The sequence below is a fragment of the Thioalkalivibrio sp. ALMg9 genome (assembly GCF_000380625.1).
Lineage (GTDB): Bacteria > Pseudomonadota > Gammaproteobacteria > Ectothiorhodospirales > Ectothiorhodospiraceae > Thioalkalivibrio > Thioalkalivibrio versutus.
Map to the genome: position 1 here is coordinate 612,794 of NZ_AQYC01000008.1, position 14,716 is coordinate 627,509.

At 67.2% G+C, this 14,716-nt stretch carries 13 protein-coding genes; 9 read left to right on the forward strand and 4 right to left on the reverse strand.

All coding sequences use genetic code 11. The features are described from left to right. Positions 1-237: 237 nt before the first annotated feature. From F792_RS0108330 to gshA, 4 genes are all read right to left on the reverse strand, one after another. Complete coding sequence (locus F792_RS0108330; RefSeq protein WP_018169179.1) at positions 238-3,378, reverse strand: efflux RND transporter permease subunit; 3,141 nt, start codon at positions 3,376-3,378, stop codon at positions 238-240. Then, positions 3,375-4,487 carry an efflux RND transporter periplasmic adaptor subunit gene (locus F792_RS0108335; RefSeq protein WP_018169180.1) on the reverse strand — a complete coding sequence of 371 codons (1,113 nt, stop codon included), beginning with the start codon at positions 4,485-4,487 and terminating at the stop codon, positions 3,375-3,377. The genes F792_RS0108330 and F792_RS0108335 overlap by 4 nt, the downstream gene beginning before the upstream one ends. Before the next feature lie 76 nt (positions 4,488-4,563). Further along, entirely contained in the window at positions 4,564-5,580 is a 1,017-nt protein-coding gene (locus F792_RS0108340; protein WP_018169181.1) for a glutathione S-transferase family protein, read from the reverse strand. A gap of 149 nt (positions 5,581-5,729) precedes the next feature. Beyond that, the gene (gene gshA / locus F792_RS0108345; RefSeq protein WP_018169182.1) at positions 5,730-7,316 is read right to left on the reverse strand and encodes a glutamate--cysteine ligase; all 1,587 of its coding nucleotides are present in this window, start codon (positions 7,314-7,316) and stop codon (positions 5,730-5,732) included. A 176-nt stretch (positions 7,317-7,492) separates the two neighbouring features. Between gshA and F792_RS0108350 the strand changes: the two genes are divergently transcribed. The 9 genes from F792_RS0108350 (at position 7,493) to F792_RS0108390 (ending at position 14,704) form a co-directional block, all read left to right on the forward strand. Continuing rightward, positions 7,493-8,350 (forward strand): helix-turn-helix domain-containing protein, encoded by an 858-nt coding sequence (locus F792_RS0108350; RefSeq protein WP_018169183.1) that lies wholly within the window; start codon positions 7,493-7,495, stop codon positions 8,348-8,350. A 140-nt stretch (positions 8,351-8,490) separates the two neighbouring features. Then, entirely contained in the window at positions 8,491-9,579 is a 1,089-nt protein-coding gene (locus tag F792_RS0108355; RefSeq protein ID WP_018169184.1) for a class I SAM-dependent methyltransferase, read from the forward strand. A gap of 24 nt (positions 9,580-9,603) precedes the next feature. Beyond that, positions 9,604-9,903, forward strand: a complete 300-nt coding sequence (locus F792_RS0108360; protein ID WP_018169185.1) for a hypothetical protein — start codon at positions 9,604-9,606, stop codon at positions 9,901-9,903. A 34-nt stretch (positions 9,904-9,937) separates the two neighbouring features. Beyond that, positions 9,938-10,390, forward strand: a complete 453-nt coding sequence (locus F792_RS0108365; protein WP_018144698.1) for a DUF302 domain-containing protein — start codon at positions 9,938-9,940, stop codon at positions 10,388-10,390. A 45-nt stretch (positions 10,391-10,435) separates the two neighbouring features. Beyond that, a complete protein-coding gene (locus F792_RS0108370) occupies positions 10,436-11,050 on the forward strand; it encodes a hypothetical protein (protein ID WP_018169186.1) in 615 nt (204 codons plus the stop codon). Next, positions 11,050-11,571, forward strand: a complete 522-nt coding sequence (locus tag F792_RS0108375) for a TlpA disulfide reductase family protein (RefSeq protein WP_018650587.1) — start codon at positions 11,050-11,052, stop codon at positions 11,569-11,571. The genes F792_RS0108370 and F792_RS0108375 overlap by 1 nt, the downstream gene beginning before the upstream one ends. A 126-nt stretch (positions 11,572-11,697) precedes the next feature. After that, positions 11,698-12,096, forward strand: a complete 399-nt coding sequence (locus tag F792_RS0108380) for a hypothetical protein (RefSeq protein WP_018169188.1) — start codon at positions 11,698-11,700, stop codon at positions 12,094-12,096. Between the two features lie 269 nt (positions 12,097-12,365). Further along, on the forward strand, positions 12,366-12,767 hold the full coding sequence (locus F792_RS0108385; RefSeq protein ID WP_018169189.1) for a hypothetical protein: 402 nt from the start codon (positions 12,366-12,368) through the stop codon (positions 12,765-12,767). A gap of 251 nt (positions 12,768-13,018) precedes the next feature. Beyond that, on the forward strand, positions 13,019-14,704 hold the full coding sequence (locus F792_RS0108390) for an alpha/beta-hydrolase family protein (protein WP_018169190.1): 1,686 nt from the start codon (positions 13,019-13,021) through the stop codon (positions 14,702-14,704). The last annotated feature ends 12 nt before the right edge of the window (positions 14,705-14,716 follow it).

Consider the following 14,716-nt stretch of genomic DNA (forward strand, 5'->3'; position numbering starts at 1 on the left):
CGTAGCGAGTTCAGCGCCGCCGGCCCAGCGCGTCCGGAGCGAGGTTCCCGGGCGGAATCCGGGTGCCCTTCTTTGGGTACTTTCTTGGGCAAGCAAGAAAGTACCTCGCGGTGCGCTCGCGAGAGAGCGCCTGGCAGGCGGCCAGACGAAAGAACCGTAAACACCAGATGACGAACCCGGCCTAGCCACAATCCTCGACGGCAGCAGTCCGCAGCCGTCTACCGAAATCCTGAGCGATCAGGGCGCGGCGCGGGCGCCCCGGCGCTCGCCATCGACGTCGTCGACCTCGGCGTCGAGGTCGTGCAGGCGTCGGGTGGTCGCCAGCGGCGAGGTCGTGCCGCGGGCGACCAGGCGGTAGGCCGCCGGAATCACGAACAGCGTGAACAGCGTGGCGAACAGCACGCCGGAGAACACCGCCACCCCGATCACGAAGCGCGTCTCCTCACCCGGACCAGAAGCCAGAATCAGCGGAATCGAACCGGCCACGGTGGTCAGCGCGGTCATCAGGACCGGCCGCAGACGCATGCGCGAGGCCTCGAGGATCGCGGTATCGAAATCGCGCCCACGATCGCGCAGCTGGTTAGAAAACTCCACGATCAGGATGCCGTTCTTCGCTGCCAGCCCGATCAGCATGACCATGCCGATCTGGCTGTAGATGTTCAGTGTCTGACCGGTGACCGTCAGCCCGATCAGCGCCCCGACCACCGCCAGCGGCACCGTCAGCATAATCACCAACGGGTGCACGAAGCTCTCGAACTGCGCCGCCAGGACCAGGAACACCACCAGCAGGGCCAGCGCGAACACGAACAGGATGGCCTCGGAGCCACTGCGCAAATCGAGCGACTCGCCCTTGTAGTCGATCCCCGCCTCGGCCGGCAGCAGCTCGGCCGCCTTCGCGTCCAGGGCGTCCAGGGCCTCGCCCAGGGTCATGCCGTCACGCAGCCCGGCGGTCAGGGTCACCGCGCGCGAACGGTTGTAGCGCTCCAGCGACGATGGGCCGGCCTGCTCCTCGTAGGTCACCAGGCTGGACAACGGCACCATCGAGCCAGAGCTGGAGCGCACGTAGAGGTTGTCGATATCCCCGGGCGTGCGGCGCTGGTCGGCCAGACCCTCGATGATGACGTCGTATTCCTCGCCACGGTCGACAAAGGTGGTCACGTCGCGGCCGCCCAGCACGATATCCAGCGTGCGCCCAACATCGCGCATGGACACGCCCAGATCCCCCGCACGGTCGCGGTCCAGACGCACGTTGAGCTGCGGCTGGGTGGGTTCGTAGTCCAGGTCCACACGGGTCAGGCCGTCGATGCCCTCGGCGGCCTCGCGCATGATCTCGCCCCATTCCTCGAGCTGATCGTAGTCCGGCCCGGAGATGACAAACTGCACCGGCGGGCCGATACGGCCACTCGAGAGCCCCTGACGCATGATCACCCGCGCCTCGACTCCCGGCATCTCGTCGATGATGCCGCGGATCTGGTTGATGACCTCCTGACCCGAGACATCACGGTCATCCCAGTGCTCCAGGATCGCGATCACGAAGCCGTTGTTCATCAGCTCCGAACCACCAAAACCGCGCGGCGTGCGAACCAGTGCACGGCGAATCGGGCCATCCTCGATCAACGGCTGGATGCGTGCCTCGACCTCGGCCATCTGCCGGCTCATATACTCGAAGTTGGCACCCTCGGGGCCATCCACCAGCACGAAGAAAGATCCGCGGTCCTCCTGCGGGGCAAATTCTTCGGGCAGTTCCGCGAACAGGTACCAGCCGCCCGCCAACACGGCGGCGAGGAGCGGCAAGACCAGCCAGGAGCCCTTGAGCCCCTTCGCCAGTATCCGACCATAGCCGGCCTCCAGCGCGGCAAAGCCGCGGCCGATATAACGCGCCACGCCGGTCTCGTCGTCGCCCTTGTGCATGAGGCGCCCAGCCAGCACGGGGGCCAGGGTCAGTGCCACGATGCTGGAGAAGAACACGGCAATGGCCATGGCGATGGCGAACTCGGTGAACAGCTGGCCCACCGTGCCGTCGAGGAAGGCCAGCGGCACGAATACCGCAATCAACACGGAGGTCGTCGCGACGATCGCGAAGCCCACCTGCCCGGCGCCGCGATAGGCCGCCAACAGTCCCGGCTCGCCGCGCTCGATACGCCGGTGGATGTTCTCCAGCATCACAATCGCGTCATCCACGACCAGGCCGACCGCCAGCACCAACGCCAGCAGGGTGAGCAGGTTGACCGAGAATCCGAACAGGCTGATGCCAATGAAGGCCGCAGTGATCGCCACCGGCACCGTGACCGCAGGGATCAGGGTCGCGCGCCAGCTGCCCAGGAACAGGTAAATCACGAACACCACGGCGGCGGTCGCCACCGCCAGGGTGATGTAGACCTCGCGGATCGCGCCCTCGATGAATACCGATTCGTCGTAGGTGGTCACCAGCGAGGTACCCTCCGGCAGGGAGCCCTGCAGGCTGGCCGCCATGGCCTTCACCCCATTGGCCACCTCCAGCACGTTGGCGTTGGACTGGCGGATGATCCCCAGCCCGATCATGTCCTCGCCATTGCCGCGGAACTCGCTGCGCTCGGTATCCGCCCCCACGTTCACCTCGGCGACATCGCCCAGGCGCACCAGTTGTCCGCCCTCGCCTCGCTTCAGCACCAGACCGGAGAAATCCTCGGGCGTGCGGTACTGGCGTTCCACGCGTACGGTGAACTCGCGCTCCAGCGAATCCAGGCGCCCGGCGGGCAGTTCCACGTTTTCCTGCTGCAAGGCGTCAGCGATGTCGGTCACGGTCAGCTCGCGCGCGGCGAGGGCCTCGCGGTCGACCCAGATGCGCATCGCGTAACTGCGGGCGCCGCCCCGGCGCACCAGCCCCACGCCATCCACTACCGAGAGGCGGTCGATCAGGTTGCGCTCGGCGTAGTCCGCAAGCTCCAGCGCATCCATCGTGGTGCTGGCAAGGTTCAGCCACAGGATCGGGTTGGAATCGGCATCCGCCTTGGTCACCTCGGGCGGGTCGACTTCGTCGGGCAGATCGCCCAGTACCCGGCTGACCGCCTCGCGCACGTCATTCGCGGCGGCGTCGATGTCGCGACTCAGATTGAACTCGATGGTGATGCGCGAGCGCCCGTCCTCGCTGGAGGACTGCATGAAACGGATCCCCTCGATCCCCGCGATGCGGTCCTCGATCCGCTGGGTCACCTCGCGCTCGATGATCTCGCCACTGGCGCCCGGATAGATGGTGTCCACCGTCACCACCGGCGGATCGACATCCGGATACTCGCGCAGCGGCAGGCTGTCGTAGGCGATCAGGCCGAAGGTGATCAGCAGCAGGTTGAAGACAATCGCCAGCACCGGCCGGCGATTGGCGACGTCCGAAATGATCATGTGTCGGCCCCGGCCTCGCCGTTGCCGTTATCGGAATCCGGTACGCGCGGCGGGAGCACACGCACTTCCCGCCCGTCACGGACCCGCGAGACCCCTTCGGAGACCACGGTATCCCCCGGCTCCAGGCCATCCAGCACCTCGGCGTAGCCCGGGTCGCGGCGGCCAATACGGATGCGCACGCGCTCCACCGTGCCGTCGTCGCGCAGCCGGAACACGAAGTGCTGATCGGCGACCTGCTGGATGGCACCCTCCGGCACCCCCGGGCGTTCGACCGGGTCCAGCGGCAGACGGATGTTCACCAGCATCCCGGGGCGCAGCAATAGATCGGGATTCTCGACCAGGGCGCGCACGGTCAAGGTCCGGGTAGCCACGTCCAGACGATTGCTGACCGCCGCCACCTGCCCCGCGAACTCTCCGCTCGCGCTGCGGCCCGCTACTTCCATACCCAGACCGATGGCGGCGGCATGGCGCTCGGGCACGGCGAAATCGACTTTCACCACCGATACATCATCCAGCTCCACGATCGCGGTACCCGGACTCACCAGGGAGCCGGGGCTGACCTGGCGCAAGCCCAAACGGCCGCTGAACGGGGCCCGGATCACCCGGTTCGCAACCCGCGCCTCCGCGGCGGCCAGACGGGCCTCGGCCTCGTTCAGCCGCGATCGCTGCTGATCCACCTGCTGCTGCGTGACCACGCCATCGGCCACCCGGTCGCGCACGCGGTCCAGTTCGCGCCGGGCCTCGTCCACCTGCACGCGGATCTCGCGCAGGGCGGCGCGTTCTTCGTCGGCGTCCAGGCGCACCAGCACGTCTCCGGCCTCGACCGCATCGCCATCATCGAACAGGATTTCGACCACACGCTCGGTCACGCTCGCGGTCACCACGACCGACTCGTTGGCCTCCACCGTGCCCAGGGATTCGACCATGGTCTCGAAGGTGCGCGGAGCCACCTCGCTGACCCGCACCGGCGTGCGCTCGTCGCGTTGGGACGCGGCGGGGGCATCGCCTCCCTCGTCACGGGCGCCATCCTCGGGGCCGAACGCAAACCAGGCCGCGGCCACGATCGCCACAACCAGGACCAGCCCCAGGAACCCGCCTATCGCCTTCACTTGCCTTTCCCCCGACACGAATGCGGCCCGGCATCTAGCCGGGCCACGGTTGAACGTCCCAACAGTGTAACGACCGTCACGTTTCGTCGACGTTCCGCAACGCGGCCGGCAGGTCGCCCAGGGGGCGGCCATGCGGCCGGGTGTAGTCAATCATTGGACCCTTCGGCACGATGCCGCTGGGATTCAGCATCGGGTGACTGCCGTAGTAATGCGCCTTGATGTGGTCCATGCGCACGGTCTCGGCCACCCCCGGGCGCTGGTACAGCATGCGCAGATAGGCGGAGAGGTTCGGGAAGTCCAGCAGCCGCTGGCGATTGCACTTGAAATGGCTGTAGTACACCGGATCGAAGCGCAGCAGCGTGGTGAACAGCCGCCAGTCGGCCTCGGTCAGTCGCTCGCCGACCAGGAACGGCTGGCGTGCCAGGCGCTCCTCCAGCCAGTCCAGGGTGTCGAACAGACGGTCGAAGGCCGCCTCGTAGGCCTTCTGGCTGGTCGCGAAGCCGCTGCGATACACCCCGTTGTTCACGTTCTCGTAGATCCGCTCGTTGACCGCGTGGATCTCCTCGCGCAGATCTTCCGGATAGAAATCCAGGGTGTTGCCGGTAATGCCGTCGAACGCGCTGTTGAACATGCGCACCATGTCCAGCGACTCGTTGTTCACGATGCGGTCGGTCTGGGTGTCGAACAGCGCCGGCACGGTGATGATGCCGGTGTAGTTTGGATCGGTACGGGTGTAGAGCTCGTGCATGTAGCGCGACCCGTGCACCCGGTCCCCGGTGCAACCGTCGCAGTCATCAAACGACCAGCCGGCGTCACCCATGTAGTGGTGCACCACCGAAACCCCGATATGCGGCTCCAGACCCTTCAGTTTGCGCAGGATCAGCGTGCGGTGTGCCCAGGGGCAGGCGTAGGAGACATACAGGTGATAGCGCCCTGACTCGGCCGGATAGCCGCCGTCACCCATCGGGCCCGGCGAACCATCCCTGGTGACGTAGTTACGATACTGCTGGTCCTGGCGCACGAACTCGCCGCTCTCGTCCGACTCTTCTTCCAGCCAGCCCTCGCGCAATTCACCGTTGATCAAAAGACTCATGCCATGCTCCTGCCGTCTGTGCCCGGCACCGAATGCGCGCACGCCTCAACGGCTGAATGTATGTGATAGCCCGATCATCCCATCGATTTTATCGAAGATAAATCGCGTTAAACGCGGTCGACCGTTCTACAAAATCGAACGCACCCGATTCAGGAGGCCCGCAGGGTGCCGTCGAAATAGCGCGTCAGGAAGGTATCGAAGTCCAGCTCGTCCGCCTGCTCGATGGCCGCCTGATCGGCCAGGCTCTCGCGGGCCAGGGCCTCCAGCGTCTCGGCGCGCGGCAGCGGCCCGTTGAAGCGAAAGGCCTCGCGGTGCTGGGCCGACAGGCGGCGTGCGTAGGAGTAGAACCCCTCCTCGCGCGCCATCATGTCTTCCAGCATGCGCGCGGACGGGGTCAGATCCGCCTGCTCGACCTTGCCCCACTGCTCACTGAGCGCACGGCGGTAAGGGTCACCCGGCAATTCCTGATCCAGGACGGCCGCCACCGGTCGCATCAGCGCCAGCAGCTCGCGCGCCCAGGCCTGGAGCGCAACGCTCTCGCCCCCCCGACGCAGCTCGAGGCCCGGGCGACGCCCGTAATGCGCGACGTCCAGCAGATTGCGGTCGATCGCGTCCAGCTCGCCGTCGGCCAGCAGCGGGCTCGGCTGCAGCAGACAGGCCAGTGCGAACACCTCGAGAAAACGCAGCTGGGTCTCGTCCACCCCCAGCGGGTGCTGGGCGTTGATGTCCACCGAGCGCAGTTCGACGTATTCGATGCCCCGCGCCTCCAGGGCGTCGGTCGGCTTCTCGAAACGCTCCAGCGGCTGCTTGGGCCGCACGGTGGAGTAGTACTCGTTCTCGATCTGCAGGATGTTGGCATTCAGCTGGCGATACTCGCCATCCACCTTCACCCCGATGTGCTCCCACTCGGGGCTGGGGGTATTGATCGCACAACGCAGGGAGTCGACATAGCCGGCCAGCGAGTTGTAGTCCGCCTTGATGCCGGTGTCCGCCTCCTTGCGGTTGGTGTAGCCGATATCGCCCATGCGCAGGCTGGTGGCATGCGGCAGATAGGAGGTGTCGTCGTCGAAATCCTCCAGCACCGCGCCGTGGCCTTCGAGAAAGGAGTTGCAGACGGCCGGCGACGCCCCGAACAGATAGGGCACCAGCCAGCCAAAGCGCAGCAGGTTGCGGATCATCCCCATCATGCGCTCGTCGCGGAAGGCGCGGCCGTCGGGCGCACCGAGCACCTCCGCCAGGGCCGGCCAGAATTCCGGGCGCGGGGAGTAATTGAAGTGGACCCCGGCGATCACCTGCATCTTGCGTCCGTAGCGATGCCCGAGACCGATGCGGTAGACGGTCTTCATGCGCCCGGCGTTGGAGGCACCGTACTGCGCGACCGGAATCGCATTGTCATCGGCCGTCACACAGGGCATGGAGGTCGACCACAGGGTCTCGTCGCCGACGTTGGCGGCGGCGAAGGCCTGCAGGTCGTGCAGGAAGCCGAGGGTCTCGCGTACATCCTCGAACGGCGGCGTCACCAGTTCCAGCAGCGCCTCGGAGTAATCCGTGGTGATGTATGGATGCGTCAGCGCGGATCCCAGCGCGGCCGGGTGCGGCGTAAGCGCCGGCGAGCCTTCCGGCCCGACCCTCAGGGTCTCCTTTTCCAGCCCGATCTGCCCGTGCAACCCGACACCCGCCAGCGCCTCGGCCAGCTGGTGCGTCAGATCCTGCAGCTTGCGCTCGTCCGTACTCACGTGATGGTAACCCTGCGGTCATCGAAACCCGGCGAACATACCCGAATGCAGCGCCACGGTCACATACGACCCGACGCGGTCCGCGAGGTTCGTGCGACGCCTGCACCGCAAGCGGTTCCCAAATGGCCTATAACTAAAGTTGCGGGGTACACGGAATGCTGCAACGTTCATCCAGCATGCTCGACTTCTTCGCCCGGGGACGTGACGCGCCGTTCCTGGAGGAGGCCCGTGCGCGCCCCGATCTCCCGGTGCCGATGATCGAGAACGCGCACCCGGCCGGCCACCTGAGCACCCCGCCAGTCCGCGAACTGATGCTGAGCCAGTCCGTGGGCGCCCCCTTTCGCTACCACTGTGACATCGGGGCCGGTCCGTTCTCCGGTTGCGCCGGCCCGCGCGAATTCGTGGTGATCGCCCCGCAGGTCGCGGGACGCTGCCATATGCGGGACCCGGCACGCATGCGGTTTTTCGGCATCCCGCCCGAGCTGGCCCGGGACTGCCTGGAGCGCGACCCCGGCGATCCGCTGGACTTTGGCCACCTGCATACCCGACACCACCGGGACCCCCTGATCACCCAGGCCCTGGATGCCCTGTGGCAGGAGATGGACCGTGACGACCCGGCCGCGCAACTGTTCGTCGAGAGCATGCTCGCTGTTCTGGTTGTGCGCCTGGCCCGCATGGCCGAACACGACCGGGACCTGGACAGGCGCCGGGGCGGCCTGGCACCGCACCAGTCGGCACGGGTGATTGACTACATGCAATGCCATCTGGATCAGCGCATCACCCTGCGCGATCTGGCGGCCCTGACCGGACTCTCGCCCTGGCACTTCGCGCGCGCCTTTCGCGATACGCACGGCCTGCCACCGCATCGCTATCTCACCCGCCTGCGCGTGGAGCACGCCCGCGACCTGCTGACCCGAACATCACTGAGCATCACCGAGATCGCTGCCGCGACCGGGTACTCCCCGCAACAGCTGGTCCGCCATTTCCGCCAGGCCCTGGGTGTGGCCCCCGCGGCATACCGGCGCCAGCATTAAAACGGATCCATGCGCCCCTGGAAATCACCGCAAGATTCGCCCCACCCCCGCAAGATCGTGACCGCCCGCAAGGGCTTCCCGGCCTAGGCTCGAAGTAACGCCGACACCCGGCCCGGTTTGTCCTGGCGGAGGTCCACTGCATGTCGTCAGCCCCGGAATGCCTGTCACCCCCATCTGCCGCCGAGGACTTCGGCGAGCATCTGGTCAGCGTGCTCAACCACGGCGCGCTGTGCCTGACCCTGTCGATCGGGCACCGCACCGGGCTGTTCGACCACATGCGCGACCGGCCGCCTGCCACCTCCGGCGAGATCGCCGCCGCCGTGGGCCTGAACGAGCGCTACGTACGGGAATGGCTCGGGGTCATGGCGACCAGCGGCATCGTCACGGTGGATGCGGATGGCCCACGATTTGCTCTGCCCGCGGAACACGCCGCCTGCCTGACGCGCGCGGCAGCCGCCGACAACCTGGCCGTGTTTGCGCAGTACATCGGCCTGCTGGGTGGGGTGGAGGACACGATCGTTGCGGAATTCCGCACCGGCGGTGGCGTGGGGTACGAGCACTACACGCGCTTCCACGAGGTGATGGCCGAGGACAGCGGCCAGTCCGTACTGTCGTCACTGGAAAGCGACATCCTGCCCCTGGTTCCGGGCCTGACCGACCACCTCGAGCGCGGCATTCAGGTCCTGGATATCGGCTGCGGCAGCGGGCGTATCCTCAACCAGTTGGCCGCGCTGTACCCGCACAGCCGGTTCACCGGCCTGGACCTGTCCACAGAGGCTATCGAGCGCGCCCGCGCCGAGACACACGCCACCGGGCTGGGGAACGTCGAATTCATCCAGGCCGACGCGGCCGAACTGGATCGGCATGTCGCCGCGCAACAGTTCGCGCTGATCACCACCTTCGATGCCATCCACGACCAGGCCGACCCGCTGGGCGTACTGACGGGCATTCACCGCGCGCTCAAGTCCGAAGGCATCTACCTGATGCAGGACATCCGCGGCTCCGGACAGATTCATGGCGATCTCGAGCATCCGCTCGGACCCTTTCTCTACACCATCTCCTGCATGCACTGCATGCCGGTATCGCTCGCCCGGGGCGGACCCGGCCTGGGCGCGATGTGGGGCGAGCCCATGGCACGTGACTACCTGGAGCGCGCCGGCTTTCACGACATCCGGGTCCACCAGCTGGTCCACGACCCTCAGAACAACTGGTACGTGGCCACCCGTTAACGACGGCGCGAGGAGGACTCATCCATGACCGAAGCCAATCTCTACCAACGCCTGGGCAGCAAGGCACGGATCCGCGGGCTCGCCAGGCAGCATTTTCGACGAGGGGAACACGGATGCATCTGCAACGGCACCGGCGGCCCGCAGGCCTGCAGGGACCGCGACAGGCTGACCATCCATCGCGGCATGAACATCCGCGAGGGGGCATTCGTCGCCGTGGTCGACGACCTCGCCGAGACCCTGGACGGACTCGGGATTGGGCAGCGCGAAAAGGAAGCGCTGCCGATGATCTCCGGGTCTCTGAAACCGGAGATCGTTCGCGTCTGACGCGCCTTCACCCACCCACCTGGAGGACACAATCATGAAAACACTCACACCCATCGCCGCCTTCACGCTGGCCACTGCACTGGCGCTGTCCGCCCCGCTGGCAGCCACCGAGCCAGACGACCACTTCATCATCCGCGACTGCGAACAGTCGCGCGCGGACCTGGCGGGGGCGATTCGCGAATACGCCGAAAACGAGGAGGACTGGATCTTTCTGGCCGAGTTCGACCTGGCGGGCGGTGACATCACCGCGCTCAAGGTCTGCTACCTGCCGCTGGGACCGGACATCCTGGATGCCGGGCTGCATGTCGGGGCGATGATGCCCTGCGGCCACATCGGCCTGTACGAGGAGGACGGGGGCACGAAACTGTCCATGCTGCACCCGAAGTTCATGACGACGCTGCAGCCGCACCCGAGCCTTGAACGTGCCGTGGAAAACGCCGAGCCCGCCTTCGAGGCGCTGCTGGATCATGTCCTTGGTGGGTCGTAGGGACGCCGCGCCAAGCCACCCCGCCGGTTTGCCACGAGGCGCCCAATGCCCGGCCCAGGGTTGACGGTCGTCGCATGGACGCTTCTGGCTCTGGCGGGGCCGGCCCTTCCGGGCGGCGCCGGGACGGCGGAGGAGATGCAGGTGCATACCGAGCCCGACAGTGGGCTGATCACTTGGCACTGGCAGGGCGAGGGGCTTTCGCTGGAACTCGCACAGCGGCTCCCGGACCAGACCCGCGCGTTCTTCCTGGGCCGCGGGTTCGACACCGAGGATGCGACGTTCATCGCCGGCCACTGCGTGTTTCAGGGCGTCCTGCGCAATACCGACCGCAGCGCATCGGCCACCGTGGACCTGCGCCAATGGCGCAGCCAAACGCCAAACGGGGCCGCGCGACCGCTCCCCAACCGCGACTGGCAGGACGAGTGGACGAGCCGGGAGGTTCCGGAAGTAGCCCGTATCGCCTTTCGCTGGGCCTTGTTCCCTGGCGAACACCGGTTCCAGCCCGGCGACTGGCTGATGGGCATGATCGTCTTCAGGCACCCGCCCAGCACGACATTTGATCTGACCGTGCACTGGCGGCAGCAGACGACCCTGCGGCAGTCCACCCTGCCCGATCTACGCTGCGCCGGGGAACCGGAACGGGACGAGGCCGAACCATGATGAACCGGCGCCGCTTCCTGACTGCAATCCCCGGTGGCCTGCTCGGCCTTTCGCTGCGGCCCGTGTGGGCGGAAGCCACGCACCTGACCGCGCTGGAGCCACGCCCCAAGGGCCCGCCCCTGGCACTGGAGGACATCGATGGGCAGCACCATCGACTGGAGGACTATCGCGGACGTGTGGTGGTGGTGAACTTCTGGGCCACCTGGTGCCCACCCTGTCGCGACGAGCTGCCGTCGTTGCAACGGCTCTGGGAGCAGTTGCGCGATGCGGGCCTGGCGGTGCTGGGCGTGAACGTGGGCGAAGACGCCGATCGCATCTTCTTCTTTACCGCCGACTACCCGGTCGATTTCCCTCTGCTGCTGGACCAGGATTCCGCCACCATCGACCGCTGGCCGGTTCGCGGCATCCCCACCACGTTCATCATCGATCCCGAGGGCCGCATCGCCTACCGCGCCATCGGCGCCCGCGACTTCGATCATCCGCGCCTCCTCGAGCGCCTGCGCGCGCTCGGGCTCGACTGACAGCCCGCTGCAGCGCCCATGGCGCTTTCTGCGGGGCGGCGGCCTTCCCGGATATCGCGGCCGCCCGGTATCCCGATGCCGGCCGATCTTGTAGATTAGCAATCCCTAATAATCAAGGGATGAGACGTGGAGTCGTCCGGAGAACACCGTAGCTGGGAGGACCGGATCGTGGATGCGCTACGCGCGCCCGCGAGCTGGCTGTTCGTGCTGGGGCTCGTGCTCGGTGCCGCCACCGTGCACTGGGGCGTCGAGCGCCCACCGGCCGAGGGGGCGTTGATGGTCACGGTGCACAATGACAGCGACGTGCTGATCCAGGCGATCCACTTCGACTTCGGCCACGACCTGTCGGAATCGAGCATCCGCGAGGGCCAGCTCCGGCCCGGGGAACACCGGCGGGTGGCGCTGAACCATGTCCCCGCAGCCGGCTTCAACATGGAAATCCGCTACGCCGACGGGCAGGTACAGGAGTTCTGCGCCAACCGCGGCGTGGAAGGCTGGGAACAGGAAGTCCGGGTCTACCGCTAAGGACACACCACCCCGGCCAGGTGTTCAGGTGCCGGCCAGCACCGGGGCGACATCGGCGAATGCTAAAGACTGGGTCGAGCACTGCACCGCATTGGTGGAGGACCGCGCCGGCAACCTCCGCCTGCTGCACTGGCCCGATCATGGCACTGTTCAACACGCGCAGACGGGCACCCCCGCAGTCAATACACTCGATCTTGATTCGCTCCTCGCCAAACGATAGGTGGGCGCCTGTCACCGGGCTGTCATGGCCCTGGAGTACCGTGGACACAATGAACGAATCGCGATCGCGTCACTGGGCGGGAGCCGGCGCCGACCTGCTCCTGCTGCTGCAATCCATCACTAATCACGAACAGGCCCAGCGCCTGGCGCGCGTGGCCGGCTGGGTGCTGGTGTTCGCCGGGGTCGTGGTGGTGATGCTGGGCGTCCTGGTGCAGCACACGCCCACCATGCTCGAGGGCACGCTGGTCGCCCTGCTGGCACTGGTGGGCGGCTGGCTGCGCAGCCGGGTCGCCGCCACACTGCTGATGCTGCTGATGGCACTGGGGCTCGCCACCGGCCTCGCGGTGGGCGCGGCAACCGGCGGAATCCTGCTGCAAGTCGCGCTGTTCGGTGTCGCCCTGCGCATGGTCGAGGGCACCTTCCGCTTCCGCCGCCCCGTCACCGCCGAGTAGCCCGTGCTGCCAGCGAGACACCGCAGCGAAGCACGAGACGCGTCAAATAAGCGCTGAGACGATCCAACCAGCGCGGGTGGCTCCGGACAGCGACCGCTTCGTCGCCGCGCTCCACGCAATGACGCGCCAGTAGCAGAACGCACCCCCCAGGGACGGCTCGGCAGGCCGCCCGCGGGCGCGGAAACTTGAACCCAGCCGGCGGGGCGGACAGGATGAGCGCCTCCATACCCCGCCAAGGAAGCGCGAACGCGATGTCCGTCGTCGGCCGCCTGCAAACCCGCCTGCGAGCCTTCATCTGGCCGGCCTGGGCCACCCGCATCCTCGGGACGCTGTCGATCCCGGGGCTGATCCTGGCCACGCTGTTCTTTGCCGCCTCGCTGACCCCCAGCCTGATCCCGCGCACCGACGACGTCCAGGGCATCCTGTCCGGGGTATCGCTGGCGGCCGGCTACGGCCTGGGCGTGTTCTTCCACTGGCTGTGGTCATACCTGGAACTGCCGGAGCTCGGCGAGCGCACCCACAACACCCTGGTCGTGATCGCCGGCGGCGGGGCCATGCTGATCGTGCTGATCTTCCTGTGGCAGGCCACCGAGTGGCAGAACAGCATCCGCGCGCTGATGGAGCAGGAGCCGGTGGATGGCGGCTTCCCCATCCGCCTGGGGCTGATCGCGGCGGCGGTGTTCGTCGCCACGCTGGCCGTGGCGCGGCTGTTCCAGTTGCTGGTGCGCTTCCTCGCGCGGCATCTGCGCCGCTTTATCCCGCGGCGGCTGTCCAACGTAATCGGCGTACTGGTGGCGGCCGGGGTATTCTGGGCGGTGATCGACGGGGTGATCCTGGAATACAGCCTGCGCGCCGCCGATCGCAGCTTCCAGCAGTTCGACGTGCGCGAACACCCCGGGGCGCAGCAGCCGAGCGCGACCTTCCGCACCGGCAGCCCCGCCTCGCTGATCAGCTGGGACGAGGGCCTGGGCCGCCAGGGCCAGCGCTTCATCCACCAGGCCCCGGACGCCGCCGCCATTAGCGACTTCTCCGGCGAGACCGCACTGGATCCCATCCGGGTCTACGTGGGGCTGAACGCCGCCGAGACCATCGCGGAACGCGCCCGGCTGGCCCTGCAGGAGATGCTGCGGGTCAATGCCTTCGACCGCTCGGTGCTGGTGCTGGCCACGCCCACCGGACGCGGCTGGGTGGACAATCGCGCAATCCAGCCGGTCGAGTACCTGCACGGTGGCGATGTGGCCACGGTGGCCGTGCAGTACTCCTACCTGCCGAGCTGGTTGTCGCTGATGGCGGAATCGCAATACGGTCACGAGACCGCCCAGGCGGTGTTCGCGGAGATCTACGGCTACTGGAAACAGCTACCGCCGGACGCCCGCCCGGACCTGTACCTCTACGGCCTTAGTCTGGGCGCGCTGAACTCCGAGCGGGCCGCGGACCTGTACGACGTGATCGGCGACCCGTTCTCCGGCGCGCTGTGGGCGGGCCCGCCATTTCGTAGCGAGACCTGGCGCGACATCAAACGCCAGCGCCAGCCCGACTCGCCCGCCTGGCTGCCACGCTTTCGCGACAGCTCGGTGGTGCGCTTCACCAACCAGGGAAACCACCTGGATATCCCCGGCGCCGAATGGGGCCCGATGCGCATCGTGTACCTGCAGTACGCGAGCGACCCGGTCACCTTCTTCGAGCCCCAGGCGCTGTACCGCCAGCCGGAATGGATGCAGGCACCGCGCGGCCCGGATGTCTCTCCGGACCTGACCTGGTACCCGGTCATCACCATGCTGCAACTGGCGGTGGACGTAGCGATCGGCGATGCCGCCCCGCGCGGCTACGGCCACGTCTACGCCACCGAGCACTACATCGACGCCTGGCAGGCAGTGACCAACGCAGACCGGTCCGCGGACGAGATCGCGTGGCTCAAACGCCACCTGGCCGACTGACCGACAGGGTGC

Coding starts and splice junctions, on each gene's coding strand:
- F792_RS0108330 (WP_018169179.1), bottom strand. CDS start 3,378: ATGATCATTTCGGACGTCGCCAATCGCCGGCCGGTGCTGGCGATTGTC.
- F792_RS0108340 (WP_018169181.1), bottom strand. CDS start 5,580: ATGAGTCTTTTGATCAACGGTGAATTGCGCGAGGGCTGGCTGGAAGAA.
- F792_RS0108350 (WP_018169183.1), top strand. CDS start 7,493: ATGCTCGACTTCTTCGCCCGGGGACGTGACGCGCCGTTCCTGGAGGAG.
- F792_RS0108355 (WP_018169184.1), top strand. CDS start 8,491: ATGTCGTCAGCCCCGGAATGCCTGTCACCCCCATCTGCCGCCGAGGAC.
- F792_RS0108360 (WP_018169185.1), top strand. CDS start 9,604: ATGACCGAAGCCAATCTCTACCAACGCCTGGGCAGCAAGGCACGGATC.
- F792_RS0108365 (WP_018144698.1), top strand. CDS start 9,938: ATGAAAACACTCACACCCATCGCCGCCTTCACGCTGGCCACTGCACTG.
- F792_RS0108370 (WP_018169186.1), top strand. CDS start 10,436: ATGCCCGGCCCAGGGTTGACGGTCGTCGCATGGACGCTTCTGGCTCTG.
- F792_RS0108375 (WP_018650587.1), top strand. CDS start 11,050: ATGAACCGGCGCCGCTTCCTGACTGCAATCCCCGGTGGCCTGCTCGGC.
- F792_RS0108385 (WP_018169189.1), top strand. CDS start 12,366: ATGAACGAATCGCGATCGCGTCACTGGGCGGGAGCCGGCGCCGACCTG.
- F792_RS0108390 (WP_018169190.1), top strand. CDS start 13,019: ATGTCCGTCGTCGGCCGCCTGCAAACCCGCCTGCGAGCCTTCATCTGG.